This is a genomic window from Bacillus sp. MYb78, assembly GCF_002975115.1.
GTDB lineage: Bacteria > Bacillota > Bacilli > Bacillales > Bacillaceae_G > Bacillus_A > Bacillus_A cereus.
Map to the genome: position 1 here is coordinate 423273 of NZ_PCOB01000002.1, position 22150 is coordinate 445422.

Genomic DNA, 22150 nt, shown 5'->3' on the forward strand with positions numbered 1-22150 from the left:
GAGAAGAAGAGATGATGAAGATATTAAAAAGAGCAGCTCTTCCTCTTTTGCTCCTTTTTGTGTTTCTATTTGAAAATATGTTTGCTACTGTTGTTCCAACGGATGTGTTTTGGAAAGACAGTATAGCAGCACCGCATTTCTTTATAATCGTCTTATGTTTTATTACAGTGTATTATAGTCCGGTCCAAGGGATTTATTACGGACTATTATTTGGCTTCTTATTTGATACCGTATACACAGAACTTGTCGGGATATATATTTTTGCTTATCCGATTTTAGCTTATTTAGTTTATAGTGTGATGAAAGTATTACAATTGAATTTATTTATTGTTGTTTCTATCATATTAGCTAGCATTGTAGCACTAGAGTATTATGTGTATGGATTCTTAACTTTGTTAGGACGTACTCATATGCCAGCGCATGTCTTTTTCACAGATCGTCTCCTTTCTACTTTATTGTTAAATGCTATTTTCTTATTGATAGTTTGTTTCCCACTGAGACGATATATAGTGCGTCTTTCAAAAGCGATGGAAGAAAAAGAAAAAAGGATTTTCTAATTTTATGTCGAATTGAATCGGTGGGGTGAACTTTAGTGGAAGAAAAAAAGCAACAAAATGTAACGATAAAAGGGACAAAAGATGGGATAACGCTTCATTTAGATGATTGTTGTTCATTCTCAGAATTATTGATGGAATTAGACGAAAAACTTTCTACACATTACTACGATGGTGATGGGCGCTCTTTAATTGAAGTGCATGTGAAAGTAGGAAATCGTTATTTAACAGAAGTCCAACAAGAAGAGATTCGTACGTTAATTCGTAATAAAAAGAATCTTGTTGTGGATTCAATTGAAAGTGATGTTATCACTAAAGCAGAAGCAATAGCTTGGAAAGAAGAAACAGAAATTGTCCCTATTTCCAAAATTGTTCGCTCTGGACAAGTTTTACATGTAAAAGGAAATTTGTTGTTAATTGGAGATGTTAATCCAGGCGGAACGGTTATCGCTGGGGGGAATATTTTTGTCGTAGGATCATTAAGAGGAATTGCACATGCTGGGTATTATGGGGATTCAGATGCTGTAATCGCTGCATCTGTTATGAACCCGATGCAACTTCGAATTAGTGATGTGGCAATGCGGGCTCCGGAAGAGAAAGAAGACGGAGCGGAGGCGGCAGAATGTGCGTATATTAATGAGAACAATCACATTGTTGTCGATCGCCTGCAACTTCTCACTCATCTTAGACCTAATTTAACAAAGTTAGAAAGGGGAATTGTATAGCTGTGGGAGAGGCAATAGTAATTACATCTGGAAAAGGCGGAGTAGGTAAAACTACTACATCTGCGAACATTGGTACGGCCCTAGCGTTATCTGGAAAGAAAGTGTGCTTAATTGACACAGATATCGGTCTTCGAAATTTAGACGTAGTAATGGGGCTGGAAAATCGTATTGTATTTGATCTTGTTGATGTCGTTGAAGGGCGTTGCCGTTTACCTCAGGCTCTTATTAAAGATAAACGTTTTGATGATCTTTATTTATTACCTGCAGCACAAACGAGTGATAAATCAGCGGTAACACCTGAACAAATGGATGAATTAATACAAGTATTACGTCAAGATTATGATTACATATTAATCGATTGTCCTGCGGGGATTGAGCAGGGATTTAAAAATGCGGTAGCTGGTGCGGATAAAGCAATCGTTGTTACGACTCCAGAAGTATCCTCAATGCGCGATGCGGATCGTATTATTGGGCTTTTAGAAAAAGAGGATATTGAACCACCGAAACTTGTTATTAACCGTGTACGTAGTCATATGCTTCATGAACAGGATATGTTAGATGTTGATGAAATTGTACGTACATTGTCAATCGAGCTTCTTGGTGTTGTCGAAGATGACGATGAAGTTATTCGAGCTACAAATACAGGTGAACCTGTGGCGTTGCAACCAAGCGGAAAAGCAGCGTTGGCTTATCGTAATATTGCTAGACGCTTGTTAGGTGAGAATGTACCATTACAAGCATTTGAACAAGAAAAGGTATCGGTATTTGCAAAGGTGAAAAACTTCTTTGGAATCCGTTAAGAGCACTTCGCACATATGCGAGGTGCTTTCTTTTTTCTTCACACGAATATCTTTCTTTCTTAGCTCATACATATGTACAAACTGTATACAACTGTTTCTATTGAAATTAGCTTAACGAAAGAAAGGAGACAGTATGAAGAATAGACGCGTAGAAGAAATTAAAAAGCGGATTGCAAAAAGGAAGGCCGAGCAAGAAAGGATGGAGGAAGAACAGTATTTTACCGGAGGGAATTTTGATAGCGAAACAGTAGTTATTGAAGATGGAGAAAAGGAAATGCATCCTTTATTTCGAAAGGAAGTCTTTTTCTTCAAAGTTTTATTATCGGCAATATTAGTTCTTTCGGTTGCTATTTTATATAAGAATGCTCCTTCTTCATTCAATGGAGCTAAAGCTGTTACAGAAAAAGTGATGAAAGAGGAATTTCAGTTTGCTACTGTAGCGAAATGGTACGAAAAGCAATTTGGAAAACCGCTCGTATTCTATTCGCCAAACGAGAAAAAAGAAGGAAGTATTCAGCAAAAAGATTATGCAATTCCCGCTTCTGGAAAGGTAATGCAAGGGTTTCAAAAAAATGGCCAAGGTGTATTTGTCCAAACAGCTACAAATGCAACGGTTGAGTCAGTGAATGAAGGATTAGTTGTTTTTGCGGGTAAGAAAGAGGAACTTGGAAATACAGTTCAAATTCAACATGCAGATGGTACGGAGTCATGGTATGCAAACTTAAACGATATGTCAGTGAAATTATATGATTACGTTTCAAAGAAACAAAAAATTGGAACGGTGAGTAATGATACAAATGATAAAAATGGAAAGTTTTATTTCGCGATAAAAAAGAATGAAAAATTTATTGATCCGATCCAGGTGATATCATTTGATTAAATATAGAGACGTTTTGACGAAAATTTCCGTGCATCCATTATTTTGGGTTATTATTGTCATTGGTATTTTTACTGCACGTTTTAAAGAGTTACTACTGTTATTTTGTATCGTTCTTATTCATGAACTTGGGCATGCTATTGCAGCAGCACACTATAATTGGCGTATAAAAAGAATTCAGCTTTTGCCGTTTGGTGGCGTGGCCGAGCTTGAGGAACATGGTAATAAGTCATTGAAAGAGGAACTTGTTGTCGTAATTGCAGGGCCGATTCAACATGTTTGGATGATGCTGGTAGGTTATATGTTGTTTGAAGCCGGTTGGTTGAATGCAGATTTATATTATTTCTTTATGTGGAATAATATAATTATTTTAGCGTTTAATTTACTCCCTATTTGGCCGTTAGATGGCGGGAAAGTATTGTTTAATATACTATCATATCGTTTTCCTTATTTACAAGCACATGAAAAGATGATGAAATTGTCATGTGTTTTTTTTGGTGTAATATTAGGATGGCAGTTGCTCTGGAATAGTAACAATATTATGATGTGGGTACTACTCATATTTTTGGCAGTGTCGTTATATCAAGAGTGGAAACAAAGACGGTATGCATTTATGCGTTTTTTATTAGAACGTTATTATGGAAATAAAAGAGGGATTGAAAAGATTGCACCTATTGAAGTGCAATCAGAAGATCATTTATATAAGATATTCACAAAATTTCGTAGAGGATATAAGCATTCTATTATCGTCCGTGGAAAATATAAAGAGCATTACACATTGGATGAAAATGAATTGCTCTATGCATATTTTACTGAAAAACGAACAACCTCATCAGTTGAAGAATTAATCGGTTAGTGTTGACGATAGCACTAACCTTTTATTATTGTAAAAGCAAAGAAGATTATAAAGTGAGGAAATAATTTTGAAAACGTTATATGTGAATTACGCTGGTTCGGAAAAGCGCGTTGCAATTGAAGAGAAGAAAAAGATTGTTGAGTTTTTATGGAAACGTAATGAAGAGCAAGAGATTGTTGGGCATATTTATGTTGGACGTATCGTAAGAACAATTGCTGGAATGAACGCAGCTTTTGTAAATATAGGTTTAGAAAAACATGCGTATCTTTCATACGATGATGTACCACCTTCTTATCGTATACATGAAGGGCAAGCGATACTCGTACAAGTTGTGAAAGAGGCAATTGATACGAAAGGGCCTAAATTGACAGCGAATATAGAATTTACCGGGAAATATGTCGTTTATATGCCGTTTGATGAGATGCGAGCTGTTTCTCGGAAAATAAAAAATAATAAAAGAAGACAACAGTTACTTGAAATTGAAGTAGAAGGAACGGGAGGTTACATTTTCCGCTCTGCTTCTGAAAAAGGGGAAATTGAAGAAATACAAGCTGAAATGCAAGGGTTACAACAGTTGTATGAAGAGTTAAAAAGAAAAGAGGATCAAGGAAAGGCGCCGTTATTACTTCATCGACCGGCGACCTTTTTAGATCGTGTATTTCAAGAGAACCCAATTGAAACAATTGAAAAAGTAGTTGTAGATACAAGAAGTATAGTAAAAGAATTAGAAGACAAAGTTGGAAAAGAAAAAGTATCTTTTTATAATGAAAAGTCTTCGATGTTTAACCATTTTGGAATAGAGCGTGAAATTGAGAAAGCACTCCAAAAAATTGTGTGGCTTCCAAATGGTGCTTATTTAATTGTAGAGCAAATGGAGACGATGACTGTAATTGATGTGAATACGGGCAAGTTTACTGGAAAACAAAATTTACAAGATACAGTACTTCGCACAAATGAGATGGCAGCTGAAGAAATTGCACGCCAATTAAGACTTCGTGATATTGGTGGTATGATATTAATTGATTTTATTAATATGAAAAAAAGAGAAGATAAAGAAAAGGTAAGAGAATGTCTCATAGCTGCTATGAAAGATGATCGTACTTATACAAGAGTACTTGGATTTACTGAGTTAGGAATTTTGGAGATGACACGAAAACGTAAAAAACATTCTTTACGTGACGTATTACTAGAAGAGTGTGTATCTTGCAAAGCGACGGGTTATGTAATGTCGTATGAAACAATTGCGTATGAGCTAGAGAGAGAATTAATCACATATGGCAACATAGAGGATGAGGCAGTATTAATCGCTGCGCCTAAAGAACTGCAAAAACAATTTTTGCAAAAAGAATTACAAAAAAATATTCCATTTGAAATTTATTTCAAAGATGATATTATCGAAAAGTACACTATTATCCGTTTTGGAAGTAAAAAAGAAATTGTAGAACGGAAAAAATAGTTAGTAGAAGATTCATTGACAATACTCAATGAATTATGGTAACATCTTTATGTTATAGTTTATAGCACCTAAACGGCTATATGCTACAACCGCACAAGACAGGTTCCCTAAAGGCATTTATGTCTACCTCGTTTTTGGCGAGTCTTAGTAATTAAGAGGAGGTGCAAGTATGTACGCAATTATCGAAACAGGTGGAAAACAAATTAAAGTTGAAGCTGGTCAAGCAATCTACATTGAAAAATTAGATGTTGAAGCTGGTGAAACTGTTACTTTTGACAAAGTTCTTTTCGTTGGTGGCGAAAACGTTAAAGTTGGTAGCCCAGTTGTAGAAGGTGCAACAGTTACTGCGAAAGTTGAAAAACAAGGTCGCGCTAAGAAAATCATCGTTTTCAAATACAAAGCGAAAAAGAACAATCGTAAGAAACAAGGTCATCGTCAACCTTACACTAAGCTAGTTGTTGAAGCTATCAACGCTTAATTCTGGTTAACATGATTAAAATTACGATAAGTCGCACGAAATTAGGGAGTATCCAATCATTTAAAATGACTGGACATGCCGATTATGCGCCACATGGACAAGACCTTGTCTGTGCTGGAACTACAGCGGTTGTGTTTGGTTCTATAAATGCAGTGGAAGAACTTTGTAATGTGCAGGCAACTATTGAACTCGGAAGTGATGGCGGATTCTTAACGTATGAATTGCCTAATGATTTAGACGTTCATGCAGCAGAAAAAGCACAGATACTTTTAGAAGGATTGGTTGTTTCGCTTAAGACGATCGAACTTGATTACGGAAAGTATATCCGTTTAATAGAAAAAGTGCAGGAGGTGTAACGTATGTTAAGATTAGATCTTCAGTTTTTCGCATCTAAGAAAGGTGTAGGTAGTACAAAGAACGGTCGTGACTCTCAGTCAAAACGTCTTGGTGCTAAACGCGCAGATGGTCAAACGGTTTCAGGTGGTTCAATTCTTTACCGTCAACGCGGTACAAAAATTTATCCAGGTGTTAACGTTGGTCGTGGTGGCGATGACACTTTATACGCGAAAGTTGACGGCGTAGTACGCTTTGAGCGTCTTGGCCGTGACCGCAAACAAGTGAGCGTATATCCTGTTGCTCAAGAAGCATAAGAACTCACGGAAAACTCTAACCTGAGTGCAGGTTAGAGTTTTTCTATATTAAGGGGTATCTAAATGAATGAAAAATGGACAATTATAGATGCATTGCGCCATTCAAGACATGATTGGCTCAATCGTATGCAGATGGTGAAAGGAAACCTTTCACTTGGAAAAGTGGAAGAAATTCATAGTCTCATCGATCGTTTTGTCCAAGAAGCGAGACAAGAATCCAATCTGATGGGGCTATCAATGCCTTTATTTTCAGAGTGGATTTTAACATATAATTGGAAACAGCAGCCGTGCTTATTGGAGTACGAAGTATTAGGGAAATTACATAACTTATCTCACTTAGATGAGACTGTATGTACATGGACGAATCAATTTTTCTCAATGCTTCAGCATAGTTTAGACGTATATGTTGAAAATTATGTTTGTATCACAATTGAATGTGACGCGGAGAATGCTCGTTTCTTTTTTGATTTTCGTGGTAAGCTAACGAGTGTAGAAGAACTACAAAATTGGCTTGCGACCCAAAACAATAAATGGTATTCCATTTCTTATACAGTGCGAGACGAAGAAGTCTCAGTTATATTACAACCAATTGAAAAAAGTGTGGTGAAATAATGTTTGTAGATCAGGTCAAGATATATGTAAAAGGCGGCGACGGTGGTAACGGTATGGTTGCGTATCGTCGTGAGAAGTATGTTCCTAAAGGTGGCCCAGCAGGTGGCGACGGCGGTAAAGGTGCAGATGTTGTTTTCGTAGTTGAGGAAGGCTTACGTACATTAATGGACTTCCGCTACCAACGTCATTTCAAAGCTGATCGCGGTCAGCACGGAATGAGTAAAGGTCAGCACGGGCGTAAATCTGAAGATTTACTTGTAAAGGTTCCGCCAGGAACAGTAGTAAAAGATGAAAAAACTGGTCAAATTCTTGCCGATTTAGTAACGCATGGACAAACTGCTGTAATTGCAAAAGGTGGCCGTGGTGGCCGTGGTAACTCACGTTTTGCAACAGCTACGAACCCAGCGCCAGAAATCGCTGAGAACGGGGAACCAGGTCAAGAGCGTGATGTCATTCTAGAACTTAAAGTACTAGCAGACGTTGGACTTGTTGGGTTCCCAAGTGTAGGTAAATCTACATTATTATCTGTTGTATCATCAGCGCGTCCGAAAATTGCAGAGTATCACTTCACAACAATCGTTCCGAATCTTGGTGTTGTTGAAACTGGTGATAACCGCAGCTTCGTTATGGCTGACCTTCCAGGACTAATTGAAGGCGCACATGCTGGCGTCGGACTTGGACACCAATTCTTACGTCATATTGAGCGTACACGTGTAATCGTGCATGTTATTGATATGTCTGGTTTAGAAGGCCGTGAGCCATATGAAGATTACGTAACGATTAATAATGAATTGAAAGAATACAATCTTCGCTTAACTGAGCGTCCACAAGTTGTTGTTGCAAACAAAATGGATATGCCAGATGCAGAAGAAAACTTACAAGCATTTAAAGAGAAAGTGGGAGACGAAGTAAAAATCTTCCCAATCTCAGCTGTAACAAGACAAGGTGTTCGTGACTTACTGTTTGAAGTAGCAAACTTAATAGAAACAACACCAGAATTCCCAATACATGAAGTTGCGGATGAGTCTGATACAAGTGTAATGTACAAATTTGATACTGAAGGTGTTAAATTTGAAATTACACGTGAAAGTGATGGCACGTTTGTTATCTCTGGTTACGATATCGAGAAAACATTCAAGATGACAGACTTCTCACGTGATGAATCTATACGTCGTTTCGCTCGTCAAATGCGCGGAATGGGTATTGATGAAGCGCTTCGTGCACGTGGTGCAAAAGACGGAGATATTGTGAAAATTCTTGAATATGAATTTGAATTTATCGATTAAGACTGCCGAAATACGGCAGTCTTTTTTTATATCGTAAAAATCGGATTTATATAGGAAAAAATCCCCACTAATTAAATTTTCAATTTATAATGGAAAAAGGAGTAAATGTAAAAGAATTCTTTTATGGGGAGAAAAAGAACATGTATAAAATATTAATTGTAGAAGACGATGAGAAAATTGCGGGAATATTAGAGGAGCATTTAGAAAGGTATGGCTATCAATCATTTAGAGCAAGTGATTTACGTCATATAAAAGATGAGTTTGTAAAAATAAATCCTCATCTTGTGTTACTTGATATTAATTTACCGTACTTTGACGGTTTTTATTGGTGTCGTCAAATTCGTACTGTATCGAATGCGCCGATTATTTTTGTTTCTGCAAGAACAGGGGAAATGGATCAAGTAATGGCGATTGAAAATGGCGGCGATGATTATATTACGAAGCCATTCCATTTAGATATCGTAATGGCAAAGGTGAAGAGTGCGCTTCGCCGTGGCTATGGAGAGTATGCCTCTGCTGCTGAGAGTGATTGTTTAGGTGTAAATGGACTGTTGTTATTCCCGTCCCAGCATATCGTTGAGTGGCAGGGACAACAAACTGAACTGACAAAAAATGAGTTTTACTTATTAGAGTGTTTAATGAAACAGGTGAATCAATATGTAACGCGTGAAGAACTGTTAGAAGCTCTATGGGATGAAGTAGCATTTGTGGATGATAATACATTAACCGTAAATGTAAAACGTGTAAGGAAGAAACTAGAAGAGCTAGGCATTAAAAATGCAATTGTAACGAAACGTGGATATGGTTATGCGCTTCTTACAGAGTGGGGCGAAGGACATGAAGGTTAAAAATTACCTCATGGACCGTTTTTCTTTAATTCTTTCTTATATTGTTAGCCTTTGTTTATTTGGGCTTGTTTTGCAGTTGCAAAGTCTTTTAGAAAAGAAATCCATTGATTGGAGTACGTGGTTATATGGACTTTTATTAGGAACAGTTGTGTTTACTGTATACCTCATTTACGATTACCGAAAACGGAGTGTGTTTTTAAAGAGTATCAAAAAGTATGTTACTGGCGGAAATACATTACATGACTCTTTACTTATTGATGAATCTTATACATTAGAGCAAGAAATGGTCGTTGAATCTTTTACGTTATTAAGACAGCAATATATGAATGAAGTTCATAAACAGCATGCGAAAGAGCAACAGCAAATGATATTTATGAACCAATGGATTCACCAAATGAAAACACCAGTATCTGTTATTGAATTATTGTTGCAGAAGTTTGGCAAAGAGCATCGCGAGGCAAGAGCAACAGTTGAAAGTATTCGTGAAGAAAATAACCGTATACTAAATGGTTTAGATTTAGCGTTACATATGGCAAGGCTAGAGCAGTTTGCGAAGGATTATAAAGTAGAAGTAGTAAATGTTATAGATGTCGTGCGAGGTATTATTAATGAAAATCGAAAATCCTTCATTCAATCGTCTGTATTTCCGAAAGTGATGTTTGAAGAAGATACTTGTATGGTTGCATCTGATAGAAAATGGCTGAGTATTGCTATAGGTCAAATTGTTGTAAACGCAATCAAGTATACAAAAATTTCAGCGGCAGAGAAAAAAGAAATTCAATTTCAAATTGAAGAGAAAAATCAAAAGGTGTTATTACATATTAAGGACAATGGAATTGGTATTCCAGAGCAAGACGTAAAGCGCATATTTGATCCATTCTTTACGGGAATAAATGGACGTAAAACGAGAGAAGCGACTGGGATGGGCTTATATATTACGAAGGAAATTTGCGATAATTTACATCATGGAATATATGTTCAATCGGCTGAAGGAGAAGGAACAACATTCACGTTCCAATTTGCAAAAGATGAAGAGTATCATACATTAATGAGAAAAATGACAAAACTGTAAGATAACAAAACGTTTTGTAAGGGAAATCACTCGTTTCTTTTTCTTATTTTTCTTATAGTAAATGTAAGAAGAAAACACATAGGGGGATTAGAAATGAGTGTTCTTGAAGTAAAAGGATTAACGAAGGTGTACCAATCAAAAGGTTCAGTAGCGACGACTGCTTTAAACGATATAAATTTTAAAATAGAAGAAGGCGAATTTGTAGGGATTATGGGTCCTTCAGGAAGCGGAAAAACGACGCTTTTAAATTTATTAGCAACAATTGATAAGCAAACTTCAGGTCATGTGCTTGTAAATGGTGAAGAAATTAATCAAATGCGTGCTGCAAAATTAGCGGAGTTTCGCCGTACACATTTAGGGTTCATTTTCCAAGATTTTAACTTACTTGATACGTTATCGATTAAAGAAAATATTATTTTACCGCTTGTAATGGCGAAGAAATCTGTAAATGAAATCGATGCGAAAGTGCTTGAGATTGCAAAGTTTTTAAATATTGAAGAAATATTAAATAAAAAAGTATACGAAGTATCAGGCGGACAACAACAACGTGCAGCAGCAGCGAGAGCAATCATTCATGAACCGACGTTAATTTTAGCAGATGAGCCAACTGGAAACTTAGATTCGAAGTCAGCGAAATCGCTAATGGGCGCTCTGCAAGATTTACACGAGCAAAAGAAAGTAACGATTGCAATGGTTACGCACGATCCAGTAGCGGCTAGTTATTGTGAACGTATCCTTTTCATACGCGATGGAGAAATTTTCTCGGAAATACATAAAGGAAGAACGAAACAAGCCTTTTTCCAAGAAATTCTGGACGTACTTGCGATGCTAGGAGGAGAGTATCATGAACTTTCGCCAGCTCGCGCTTAATAACGTAAAAGGAAATTGGCGTAACTATAAAGCGTTTCTTATAAGTAGTTGTTTATCGATTGTCGTATTTTTTATGTATGCTTCTTTTATTTATCATCCAGATGTCGTAAGCGGTAATATTAGTATGAGGAAGATGATCACAAAAGGATTAGAATCGATGAATTATATTGTGGTCATCTTCTCGGCACTCTTTATTTTATATGCAAATTCAACGTTTTTACGAGCAAGAAAAAAAGAGTTTGGTCTACTAACATTAATTGGCGGAACGAAATCGCAGCTCGGCCGAATGATTATATTAGAGCAACTGATGTTAGGTAGTATTGCAATTGTAGTTGGTATTGGGGCTGGAATGCTTTGTTCAAAATTATTTTTCCAAGCGTTAAGCGTATTATTGAAAATAGATAAGACACTTCCACTCGTTTGGAATAGTAAAGCAATTCTTATTACAGCTGGTGTGTACTTTATTCTATTTTTAATCCTATCATTGTTTAGTGTTTGGACAGTCGGGCGCTTGCAAATTATTGATTTATTAAGAGAAGCAAGAAAGCAAAAAGTAGAGCCGTTTGCATTTACATGGTTATGTGTAGTTGGTATAGGATGTATTATTGCTGCGTATGTACTTAGCTTCCAAGTAACGTTTCTGAATTTCCTCATCCTCTTTTTACCGGTTGTAGGACTGACAATTGGCGGAACGTATTTACTATTTACACAAGGTAGTACAGTCGTATTAAAAGCATTGCAAAAACGAAAACAATCTTTTTATACGTACCCAAATATGTTCGTCCTTAGTAACCTTATTTATAAAATGAAAGATAATGCTCGTTTTCTATTTGTAATTTCTATTATTACGGCGGTTGTATCCTCGGCAGTTGGCACGCTTTACGTATATTTTGAAAATTTGAGTGCGAAAACGGTAGAACTTACACCACACGCTATTTCATATGAGGAAAAGGGGTTAAATACGCATAGCCTTATTAATGAAGAAAAGGTACAGGAGCTTGTGAAGAGGCATGGGTTTGAAGATGCGCGAAAAGTAACCTACGTTAAACTACCGGCAACACAGAAAATAACGTTGTTTAATAGTGAACATGAAGTACCGATGACGATTATTTCAGAAAAAGAATATAATACGGAAGTGCGTAAACAAAAGAGAGAGCAACCTACAGAAGTTCATAATGCACCAGGCAGTGCAACGATGGTTATGGTCGATATGTCAAATGAACTGATGAAGATAGACCGCACGAAACCGTATGAATTTACAATTAACGGACAAAAGCAGTCTGTTCAATTAAATAATCCAACGCAGTATTCTGTTTTTAATGATAGTGAATATCTCGTTGTAAATGATCAAGATTTTGAGAAATATGCAAAACTAGTACCAGATGAAGAAAAGACGAAATATTACGGTTATTATATTGAGAATTGGAAAAGTACAGAAGATCTTGTATTAGATTTGAAAAATGAAATTGCACCAGAAAAGCAAGGAGAATTGAGAAATTCAGTGTTTGCGTATAAGGATATAAGAGAAGGTGGAGCAATTACAATGTTCATCGGTTTCTTCGTAGCGGTACTGTTCTTCTTCTTCGCTTGTAGTATGACATATTTTAAATGGTTTAACGATAAAGAACAAGATCGCATTCAATTTAAATCGTTAAAGAGAATCGGTATGACAGATAAAGAAATTCGCAAAATTGCGATTCGACAAATGGGAGTTATCTTCTTTATACCAATTTTAATCGGTTCAATTCATAGTGGATTTGCTCTTCATACGTTAGGGAAAATGCTTTATATTAATTTGTGGAAATCAGGTGCGCTTGTAATTGGAGCATACATTTTAGCTTCTGCCATTTACTTTATGATCGCGCAAAGAGGATATTTAAAACACGTAAAAAGCTAGGGGAACCTCTAGCTTTTTGCCTATGTAGTAAGTTACAGGAGGAAGATAGATGAACATTCGGCAACTAGCGCTGCAAAATATAAAAGGAAATTGGCGTAATTATAAAGTGTTTTTCTTAAGTAGTTGTTTTGCGATATTTGCATCTTTTGCATATATGTCTGTCATTATACATCCGTATATGCAAGAGACGATGTGGTATCAAAACGTACGCTGGGGACTTATCATATGTAATGTTATAATTATTTCTTTTTTCGTCATATTTATTTTGTACTCTACTTCTATTTTCATAGAAGCACGTAAGAAAGAATTAGGGTTATATATGTTAATGGGAGCAACGAAGTCTAACGTAATAGGAGTAATTATGACCGAGCAAATATTAATTGGAATTTTTGCTAATATTTTCGGTATAGGGCTGGGCTTGATCTTTTTAAAGCTCTTCTTCATGGTGTTTAGTATGTTACTGGGGCTTCCGAAAGAACTCCCTGTTATATTTGACGTAAGTGCGATGGGTGTAACATTTATTACATATATGGTCGTTTTTATTCTGTTATCTTTTATAAGTGCTTTACGTATATGGAATATAAAAATCATTCGGTTATTGAAAGAATTTCGAACAGATAAAAAAGAGAAGAAAACATCAAAGTGGCTTTGTATATTCGGCTTTATTTGTTTAGGGATAGGATATGCGTTAGCGCTACAAGTGACGATGGCTACGATAGCAATATACTTTTTCCCTGTGTCTATACTTGTCTTTTTGGGAACGTATTTTTCTTTCGCGCATGGTGCTACCCAAGTGTTAGAAATGATAAAGCGAAATAAAAAGATTATGTATACATATCCATATTTATTTATAGTGAATCAATTGTCACATCGAATGAAGGAAAATGGTCGCTTTTTCTTTCTGATGTCTATGGCAACGACGTTTGTAGTTACGGCAACAGGTACGGTGTTCTTGTATTTTTCTAGCATGCAAGATATGTGGCGAACGGGAGGGGTACACTCGTTTTCGTACATAGAAAAAGGTATTTCTACTTATGAAGTCTTTGAAGAAGGTGCGGTTGAAAAATTACTGAATCAATATGGGTATGATGATTTTGAATATATGAGTTTTGTTGGAGTGTATGCATCCTTTCAGTCTAATAAAGGAGAAACAACAATAGCACCGCTTATAAAAGAAAGTGATTATAACCAAGAAGCGAGGAAACAAAAACAGAAAACATATCATCCTAAAAAAGATACAGTGACACTCGTTTATTATAATAAATACAATAATTCGAATGTATATAATCAAAAAGAGATTCAATTGCAAGTAATGAATCAACCATATCAATTCGTATTTAACGGTCAGAAAGAAGGGGTTCAATTTAACTATCACCCTTCGTACATTAATGGTCTGTTCTTCGTTATGAATGATGAAGACTTTGACAATATAGCAAATAAGGTTCCTGATTCTGAAAAGATGATATATAGAGGCTACACATTATCAAATATCGAAAAGACGAAGAAATTGAACGAAGATTTACGGAAACATATGAAACAAGATAATAATAATGCATTTCGAAGTAATATGGAGTTATATGTAAGTATGAAAGAAGGCGGCGATATTACTCTATTTGTGGGCTCGTTTATTAGTATATTATTCTTTCTTACTTCATGTAGTATCGTGTATTTTAAATGGTTCCATAATATTGCATCGGACCGAAAGCAGTATGGTGCACTCTCTAAACTTGGAATGACGAAGGAAGAAGTATGGAAAATTTCTCGTTGGCAATTATGTATGCTATTTTTTGCGCCAATTATAGTAGGGAGTATGCATAGTGCAGTTGCGTTATATACGTTTCATAATACTTTTTTTATGGATGGATCATTAAAAAAAGTAGGTTTGTTCATTCTGTTTTATATCGTAGCATGTATCATTTATTTCTTCTTCGCTCAAAGAGAATATAAGAAACATTTAGACTAGCAAATGCTAGTCTTTTTTTAATATTCGAAATTTACATAGAAGAATATAAAAAAGTATGGTATAACAGTAAGAAAACGAAAAAGAGGGGAAAAGACGATGATTCGAGTAGGATATTTAGGACCAGAAGCAACATTTACAAATATGGCGGTGAGTCGTTTTTTTCCGGAAGCAGATCATGTACCGTATCGAACGATTCCAGATTGTATAGATGCAGCTGCAAATGAAAATGTAGACTTCGCAGTCGTACCGTTAGAAAATGCAATAGAAGGTTCAGTGAATATAACGGTTGATTATCTTGTACATGAGCAGCCGCTTTCTATTGTAGGAGAAATTACAGTACCAATTCAGCAGCATTTACTTGTACATCCGCAGTATGCAGAAGTGTGGGATGAAGTATATGCGGTGCATTCTCATCCGCATGCCATTGCACAGTGCCATAAGTTTTTAAATGAAGAATTAAAAGGAGTAACTGTTCGAGATATGACATCCACAAGTGCCGCTGCGCAATATGTGAAAGAACATCCTGAAGAAAAAATTGCCGCTATTGCAAATGAAGCAGCTGCAGAAAAATACGGATTAACAATTGTAAGACGTAGTATTCATACGCATAAAAATAACCATACACGCTTCCTAGTACTCCATAAGAAAAAGAAAGCAATACTCCCGAATAACGGAGAAAACCGCGGAGAGAAAACGACGCTTATGATAACGTTACCTGCAGATTATGCAGGTGCCCTATATCAAGTGCTATCAGCTTTCGCATGGAGAAAATTAAACTTATCAAAAATCGAATCGCGTCCGATGAAAACAGGTCTTGGAAATTACTTTTTCTTAATCGATGTCGATAAAGCATACGATGACGTATTATTGCCAGGCGTAACGATGGAACTTGAAGCACTCGGTTTTTCTGTTACTGTGCTGGGGAGTTATTCTTCTTATTGGTTGTAAGATGTAGATGAAATATTTGTATTTGCCTAATCGTCCATATCATTTCATTGCCTAGTATATTTTTTGATAGATTAATAAAATCCCACCTGCAAAAGGTGGGATTCTTTATCCCGCTATTTGCCGGGCAGCCCGATTGGTGAGGGCTGATTAAAGTTTCACTTTATTTTAACTTCGCAAGACGATCTTCTAACTGACCACGCCAAATATCAGCTAGTTCTGGAACAGCAAGAATTTTTTCAATGCCATCTTTATCTTTTCTATTATGAAAATAAATTTCGTTAGAGAACAAAACAGAAACATTGCCGGGTTGACGTTCTAGTAATGTAATTTTAGAATCTTTACGTACAGTACCTTCTTGAAGAACACGGCATAGGTAGCCAGTAAATCCAGTTGCTACAATGCGCGGCAAAATGCCAGGGATGCCAAGACGTTTTGAAATTGTGCTACAAGGTACGCGAGCTTGCGTTACTTGAATGATTGCTTCGCCTATTTGATATGTATCTCCGATGCATACGTCATGCTCTAACATATTTGTTACGGTAATGTTTTCACCAAATGTGGAAGCGGGAAGTGTAGTTTGAAATTCCTCTTCCCATAGTGCGTAATGCTCGTGTGGGTACACACAAACAGCACGATCAGGTCCCCCGTGATGTTTTAAATCCGCTACGTCATCACCACGAAATCCGTCTTTTGAGAGAAAGGCCTCTTCTGTAGGAGCTTTACATATACCTGTTATCATTTCTTTATCTTCGCCATATTTCATTTGTTTCGGTTTGCCAATGCTAAAGTGAACGAGTTCAATTCCCATATTTGATCTCCTTTACGATTGATTACAATATTATAGCATTAAAAAAGCACAGAGAATGATAAAAACTCTGTGCTTTACATTAATAAACGAGAAATCCTGCTTTATCCAGTGCCTCACAAGCAGCATCTAATTTTTCTTTAGAATCTGCCTCGATTGTATGTAAGTGAATACCATCTGTTAGTTGTGAAAGATAGGAAGCATTTGTGTTTTCGATTTTTTGTAAATATTGCTCTACATCAAAGCGATTGCTTACCATAATGGATGCTGTTAAGTCACCGTATACAGGATGCTCAACTTTTACGTCTTTAATCGTAACGCCATGGTCAACAAGCATTGTAAGTTCCTGACGTACTTCTGCTGGTTTATGTTGGCATACAATTACGCGTTCGAAAGTTTGTTGCTTCTCTTGTGGCTTTAAATATAAATAACCTTGAGCAGTCGCAATAATTGGTTTGTTTCGTGCTTTAAGCAAGGAAATATCTTGCACGATAACTTGTCTACTTACGTTCGTCTTTTTCGATAGTTCATTCCCAGATAACGGTTCATTTGCAGCAAGAAGCCACTGGAGGATAAGCTGTCGTCTTTCTTCACCTAAAATCTTTTTTTGTTCATTTTGTTTCATTATGATTTAACACCTCTATAAAATTGATTTCCAATTGTGTGTAGTGCATGAATAGTAGTATCAATTTGATCTTTCGTTGTTTGTTGTCCGAAAGAGAAGCGGACATATTGTTTGGCCTCTTCATACGTTTTTCCAATTGCAAGCATAGTTTTCGAAGGTTCTTGTTTACCGACTTGGCAAGCACTTCCGGTGGAAATGGCAATACCATGACGATTACATTCTAGCATAGTATATTGACCTTCTATTCCTTTTATTGTAACCCCAACAATATGTGGTAAACAAGAAGTAGAATGGCCTTCTACTTCAATTTCTAGCGGAAGTGTTTGTATTTGCTCTAAAAAGTAGGATCGTAACTCTTTAAAACGTAAACTTTCTTCCCATTGAGTTTTTAATATATTTTCAGCAGCTGTTAAAAAAGATGCGATGCCGGGAACATTTACTGTACCTGGGCGAAATCCTTTTTCGTGAGAAGTTCCTGGAAATACTTGTTCCCAGCGAGATTGCGGATTTATGTAGCAAGCGCCGACACCTTTTGGTCCGTATATTTTATGTGCTGAAACAGAAAGACTATCAATCCCCATCTCAAAAACATGGATAGGCAGTTTACCAAACGTTTGCACACAATCCGTATGAAATAAAACATTATATTTTTTTAAAAGTGCCCCGATTTTTGTAATGTTTTGAACGGTTCCGATTTCAGAGTTTCCATGCTGTATACTTGCTAGCACAGTATCTTCTGTAATAGCTGCCTCTAAATCTACTAAACAAATGAGTCCGCTTTTATCAACAGGAATTTCAGTGATCGTATAGCCTTTTGATTTTAGAGATTGAAAATAACTTCGAATGGATGCATGTTCCATAGGTGTCGTAATAATATGCTTCTTATTTCGGGCATTTAGAAGTGATTGAATTGCAAGATAGTTCGATTCCGATCCACCGCTTGTGAAAAATACTCCTTGTTCTTTGCCTCCAATCATTTCCGCAAATGTTTTTCGGCAAACTTGTAATAAAGAAGAAGCCGTTCCTCCAATATCATGTAAACTTTGTTCATTTCCGAAGTATTGCGAAGCTGCTTTCATATATGTTTGTAACGCTTCCTCGCTCATAGGTGTAGTAGCTGCATAGTCAAGATATATCATCATGTAAGTTCCTCTCTCTAGTAAGAGTTACATTTCTTTTACTTTTTAAATGGTAGTGAAAATAAGAATTATAAAAAAACTCTTGTCATTATTTTAAAACTATGTAAATATAGGTGTCAAGACAGTTGAAAAGTGTAAAGTAGGAGGCAACAATTATGCCAAGTGCAGATGTCTTAATTATTGGAAGTGGCGTTGCGGCACTTCGTGTTGCAAAAGAGATTTGTCACGAAAAGAATGTGATTATTATCACAAAGGAGACGAAACGTAGTAATAATACACATTTAGCTCAAGGTGGAATTGCCGCAGCGGTAGCTACATATGACAATCCTAATGATCATTTTGAAGATACGTTAGTAGCAGGGTGTCATTATAACAATGAAGAAGTGGTCCGTTATTTAGTCGAGGAAGGACCGAAAGAAATTAATAACCTTATTGAAAGAGGAATGAAATTTGATGGAGATGAAACAGGTCCTCATCTTGGAAAAGAAGGAGCGCATCGAAAACGTCGTATTTTACATGCAGGTGGCGATGCAACAGGAAAGAATTTATTAGAGCATCTTATTCAAGAAGTAGCTCCATACGTTACGGTAGTGGAACAGGAAATGGTGCTCGATTTTATTATAGAAAAAGATAAATGTGTTGGGGTTTTAACTCGCAACAATAAAGGAGAACTGAAACGTTACAATGCAGATTATACGGTGTTAGCTTCAGGCGGTATTGGCGGTTTATACGCCTTTACTTCTAATGATGAGACAATTACAGGTGATGGACTTGCAATGGTGTACCGTGCAGGCGGAGAGCTTGTAGATTTAGAGTTTATACAATTTCATCCGACGATGTTATACGCGGGTGGGCGTTGTTCCGGCCTCGTGTCCGAAGCTGTTCGCGGAGAAGGAGCTGTCCTTATAAATGGCAAAGGGCAGCGTTTTATGATGGATATACATTACGAACAGGATTTAGCGCCTCGTGATGTAGTCGCAAGGGCTATTCATGAACAGCTACTTGCGGGTGAAAAAGTGTACTTAAACATCGAAATGATTCAAAACTTTGAACAACGCTTTCCGACCGTGTCATCGATATGTAAAACGAATGGAGTCGATATAAATAAAAACCTTATTCCAGTCGTGCCCGGTACTCATTTTCACATGGGTGGCGTGAAAACGAACTGTGATGGAGAGACGTCTATTCCGAACCTATACGCAGTCGGGGAAGTAGCTTGTAATGGGGTTCATGGTGCAAATAGATTAGCGAGTAATTCATTATTAGAAGGTCTTGTGTTTGGAGGAAGAATCGGAAGACACATTTTATCTAGAGAGACAAAAGAAAAGGTGAACATGCTAGCTGAAAAAGAAGCAAAGTTTATCGTTCTGAATCATTTACCGACGAAAGAAGAAATACAAAAATGCATGATGAAATATGTTGGGATTGTGCGAACAGAGCAAAGTTTATCTTATGCGAAGAGATGGCTTAGTAAGTATGGTGTTCGAAATATGATATTACAACATGATGTTCTTACGAATGAAGAGATAACGCTTATTAATATGTTAACAGTTTGTGAGCTTATAGTTGTTTCAGCCCTGCAAAGAGAAGAAAGTATTGGCGGGCATTACCGAAGTGATTATCCAGATAAAAATATAGGAAAGAAAGAAATTGTTCGAGTAAAGGGAAAACTACAACTTGTGTGATGAGGGGAAGAGGGGCTTTATGAACACGATAAAAGTTAAAGAAGCATTAAATCGATTTTTTTTAGAAGATATAGGAGAAAGAGATGTAACATCTCAGCTTATTTTTCCAGATAACTTACTTTCGAAAGGAACGTTTCTTGCGAAGGATACAGGGGTCTTTGCAGGACGTTTAGTAATTGAATCAGGATTTAAATTAATTGATGAGAGAATTGAAGTAGAGCTTCATAAAAAAGATGGGGATCTTGTAGAAAAAGGCGAAATCATTGCAACTGTGCAAGGGCCAATTGCATCGTTATTAACAGCAGAGCGCGTTATATTAAACGTTATTCAGCGTATGAGCGGAATAGCGACGATGACGCGTAAAGCGGTTCTTGCTTTAGATAGTAGCCATACTCGTATTTGTGATACGCGAAAAACGATGCCAGGACTACGTATGTTTGATAAGTATGCAGTCGTGTGTGGTGGTGGATTTAATCATCGCTTCGGTTTATATGATGGTGTCATGATTAAAGACAATCATATTGCGTTTGCTGGTTCTATTACAAAAGCTGTTACATCAGTGAAAGAAAAGTTAGGACATATGGTGAAAGTAGAAGTAGAAACAGAAACTGAGGAACAGGTGAGAGAGGCTGTTGCTGCTGGTGCGGATATTATTATGTTCGATAATCGTACGCCAGATGAAATCCGGGAGTTTTCAAAAATTGTACCAAGCGCTATTTTTACAGAAGCTTCAGGGGGCATCACAATTGAAGATTTATCGAAATACGGAAAAACAGGGGTAGATTATATTTCACTTGGAGCGTTAACACATTCAGTGAAAGCACTTGATATTAGTTTCAATATTGAAGGGTAAGGAAAGTGGCTTAGAGGGGGAGAAACGTATATGAGTATTTTAGAACAAGTACAGCCAATTGAAACGATGTTACCAGAGCGTTATTACACGATGTCAACGGAAGATATGGAAAAGCGTGTTCGTGAAATTAAAGAGAAGATGGGGAAAATGTTATTCATTCCAGGGCATCATTATCAAAAAGATGAAGTGGTACAATTTTCAGATGCAGCAGGGGATTCACTTCAGCTTGCGCAAGTTGCAGCGAGCAATAAAGACGCAAAATATATTGTGTTTTGCGGGGTGCACTTTATGGCGGAAACAGCAGATATGTTAACGACAGATGATCAAGTTGTCATCTTACCAGATATACGTGCAGGTTGTTCGATGGCGGATATGGCAGATATTGAACAAACAGAAAGAGCGTGGAAAGAGTTAAAGAAATTATTTGGAGATACGATGATTCCGTTAACATATGTGAACTCTACAGCTGCAATTAAAGCGTTTTGTGGTCGTAACGGAGGAGCAACAGTAACTTCTTCTAATGCAAAGCAAATGGTATCTTGGGCGTTTACTCAAAAAGAGCGTCTCGTCTTTTTACCAGACCAACATTTAGGGAGAAATACAGCGTACGATTTAGGTATCCCGTTAGATAAAATGGCAGTATGGGACCCACACACAGATTCATTAGAGTACGATGGGGATATAGAAGAAATTCAAGTGATTTTATGGAAAGGGCATTGTTCTGTTCATCAAAATTTTACAGTGAAGAACATTGAGAGCGTACGAAAAAATCATCCTGATATGAATATTATTGTACATCCAGAATGTTGCTATGAAGTTGTAGCTGCTTCAGATTATGCAGGCTCAACGAAATATATTATTGATATGATTGAATCGGCGCCATCTGGTAGCAAATGGGCGATTGGTACAGAAATGAATTTAGTGAACCGAATTATTCAGCAACATCCAGATAAAGAAATTGTTTCACTTAATCCATTTATGTGTCCATGCTTAACGATGAACCGAATTGATTTGCCTCACTTATTATGGGTACTTGAAACGATAGAAAGAGGAGAAGAAATTAACGTTATTAGCGTAGATAAACAAGTAACGGCAGAAGCGGTTCTTGCATTAAATCGTATGTTAGAGCGTGTGTAAAGCAACGGTATTCC

Annotated in this window: 23 protein-coding genes and 1 other annotated feature; of the genes, 20 read left to right on the top strand and 3 right to left on the bottom strand. The window is 36.7% G+C overall.

Translation table 11 applies throughout. From position 1 onward, the window contains the following. The first annotated feature begins 11 nt into the window (after positions 1-11). The 17 genes from mreD (at position 12) to pheA (ending at position 15892) form a co-directional block, all read left to right on the top strand. Positions 12-557, top strand: a complete 546-nt coding sequence (gene mreD / locus CQ064_RS06165) for a rod shape-determining protein MreD (RefSeq protein WP_000975765.1) — start codon at positions 12-14, stop codon at positions 555-557. A gap of 35 nt (positions 558-592) precedes the next feature. After that, entirely contained in the window at positions 593-1279 is a 687-nt protein-coding gene (gene minC / locus CQ064_RS06170; RefSeq protein WP_000391521.1) for a septum site-determining protein MinC, read from the top strand. A gap of 2 nt (positions 1280-1281) precedes the next feature. Next, entirely contained in the window at positions 1282-2079 is a 798-nt protein-coding gene (gene minD / locus CQ064_RS06175; protein WP_000503309.1) for a septum site-determining protein MinD, read from the top strand. A 133-nt stretch (positions 2080-2212) separates the two neighbouring features. Beyond that, positions 2213-2959 carry a stage IV sporulation protein SpoIVFA gene (gene spoIVFA / locus CQ064_RS06180; protein ID WP_000797475.1) on the top strand — a complete coding sequence of 249 codons (747 nt, stop codon included), beginning with the start codon at positions 2213-2215 and terminating at the stop codon, positions 2957-2959. After that, complete coding sequence (gene spoIVFB / locus CQ064_RS06185; protein ID WP_000599064.1) at positions 2952-3812, top strand: stage IV sporulation intramembrane metalloprotease SpoIVFB; 861 nt, start codon at positions 2952-2954, stop codon at positions 3810-3812. Before spoIVFA ends, spoIVFB begins: the two co-directional genes overlap by 8 nt. A 67-nt stretch (positions 3813-3879) precedes the next feature. Then, entirely contained in the window at positions 3880-5268 is a 1389-nt protein-coding gene (locus CQ064_RS06190; RefSeq protein ID WP_000855480.1) for an Rne/Rng family ribonuclease, read from the top strand. Between the two features lie 77 nt (positions 5269-5345). Beyond that, positions 5346-5423, top strand: a sequence feature (ribosomal protein L21 leader region). A 14-nt stretch (positions 5424-5437) separates the two neighbouring features. After that, a complete protein-coding gene (gene rplU / locus CQ064_RS06195) occupies positions 5438-5746 on the top strand; it encodes a 50S ribosomal protein L21 (protein ID WP_000270907.1) in 309 nt (102 codons plus the stop codon). A gap of 11 nt (positions 5747-5757) precedes the next feature. Continuing rightward, on the top strand, positions 5758-6102 hold the full coding sequence (locus tag CQ064_RS06200) for a ribosomal-processing cysteine protease Prp (RefSeq protein WP_002094147.1): 345 nt from the start codon (positions 5758-5760) through the stop codon (positions 6100-6102). 3 nt (positions 6103-6105) lie between these two features. Further along, positions 6106-6396, top strand: coding sequence for a 50S ribosomal protein L27 (gene rpmA, locus CQ064_RS06205; protein WP_000944957.1), 291 nt, complete (start codon positions 6106-6108; stop codon positions 6394-6396). 63 nt (positions 6397-6459) lie between these two features. Next, positions 6460-7008, top strand: a complete 549-nt coding sequence (locus CQ064_RS06210) for a sporulation initiation phosphotransferase B (RefSeq protein ID WP_001003587.1) — start codon at positions 6460-6462, stop codon at positions 7006-7008. Continuing rightward, entirely contained in the window at positions 7008-8294 is a 1287-nt protein-coding gene (gene obgE / locus CQ064_RS06215) for a GTPase ObgE (RefSeq protein WP_000497130.1), read from the top strand. Before CQ064_RS06210 ends, obgE begins: the two co-directional genes overlap by 1 nt. 140 nt (positions 8295-8434) lie before the next feature. Further along, the gene (locus tag CQ064_RS06220) at positions 8435-9142 is read left to right on the top strand and encodes a response regulator transcription factor (RefSeq protein WP_002082113.1); all 708 of its coding nucleotides are present in this window, start codon (positions 8435-8437) and stop codon (positions 9140-9142) included. Further along, positions 9132-10214, top strand: a complete 1083-nt coding sequence (locus CQ064_RS06225; protein ID WP_000865403.1) for a HAMP domain-containing histidine kinase — start codon at positions 9132-9134, stop codon at positions 10212-10214. Before CQ064_RS06220 ends, CQ064_RS06225 begins: the two co-directional genes overlap by 11 nt. A gap of 93 nt (positions 10215-10307) precedes the next feature. Next, complete coding sequence (locus CQ064_RS06230) at positions 10308-11084, top strand: ABC transporter ATP-binding protein (protein WP_000114529.1); 777 nt, start codon at positions 10308-10310, stop codon at positions 11082-11084. Next, positions 11059-12981, top strand: a complete 1923-nt coding sequence (locus CQ064_RS06235) for an ABC transporter permease (protein ID WP_001011417.1) — start codon at positions 11059-11061, stop codon at positions 12979-12981. Before CQ064_RS06230 ends, CQ064_RS06235 begins: the two co-directional genes overlap by 26 nt. Positions 12982-13030: 49 nt before the next feature. Continuing rightward, on the top strand, positions 13031-14944 hold the full coding sequence (locus CQ064_RS06240; protein WP_001026317.1) for an ABC transporter permease: 1914 nt from the start codon (positions 13031-13033) through the stop codon (positions 14942-14944). Positions 14945-15040: 96 nt separating this feature from the next. Beyond that, the gene (gene pheA, locus CQ064_RS06245; RefSeq protein WP_000621693.1) at positions 15041-15892 is read left to right on the top strand and encodes a prephenate dehydratase; all 852 of its coding nucleotides are present in this window, start codon (positions 15041-15043) and stop codon (positions 15890-15892) included. 160 nt (positions 15893-16052) lie between these two features. On the opposite strand, the gene CQ064_RS06250 is transcribed toward pheA, so the two are convergent. The 3 genes from CQ064_RS06250 to CQ064_RS06260 all read right to left on the bottom strand — a co-directional run bounded on the left by CQ064_RS06250 (position 16053) and on the right by CQ064_RS06260 (position 18464). Next, entirely contained in the window at positions 16053-16700 is a 648-nt protein-coding gene (locus CQ064_RS06250) for an MOSC domain-containing protein (RefSeq protein WP_000510664.1), read from the bottom strand. A 79-nt stretch (positions 16701-16779) separates the two neighbouring features. Further along, on the bottom strand, positions 16780-17322 hold the full coding sequence (locus CQ064_RS06255; RefSeq protein WP_000812276.1) for a transcription repressor NadR: 543 nt from the start codon (positions 17320-17322) through the stop codon (positions 16780-16782). Beyond that, positions 17322-18464 (bottom strand): IscS subfamily cysteine desulfurase, encoded by a 1143-nt coding sequence (locus CQ064_RS06260; RefSeq protein WP_000973780.1) that lies wholly within the window; start codon positions 18462-18464, stop codon positions 17322-17324. The genes CQ064_RS06255 and CQ064_RS06260 overlap by 1 nt, the downstream gene beginning before the upstream one ends. Before the next feature lie 152 nt (positions 18465-18616). On the opposite strand from CQ064_RS06260, the gene nadB reads away from it, so the two are divergent. Genes nadB through nadA form a run of 3 tightly spaced genes read left to right on the top strand, consistent with a single transcriptional unit; the run spans position 18617 to position 22136 of the window. Next, positions 18617-20146, top strand: coding sequence for an L-aspartate oxidase (gene nadB / locus CQ064_RS06265; RefSeq protein WP_001138546.1), 1530 nt, complete (start codon positions 18617-18619; stop codon positions 20144-20146). A gap of 19 nt (positions 20147-20165) precedes the next feature. Continuing rightward, positions 20166-20999, top strand: coding sequence for a carboxylating nicotinate-nucleotide diphosphorylase (gene nadC, locus CQ064_RS06270; RefSeq protein ID WP_001092228.1), 834 nt, complete (start codon positions 20166-20168; stop codon positions 20997-20999). A 30-nt stretch (positions 21000-21029) separates the two neighbouring features. After that, complete coding sequence (gene nadA / locus CQ064_RS06275; protein WP_000025334.1) at positions 21030-22136, top strand: quinolinate synthase NadA; 1107 nt, start codon at positions 21030-21032, stop codon at positions 22134-22136. Positions 22137-22150: the final 14 nt, after the last annotated feature.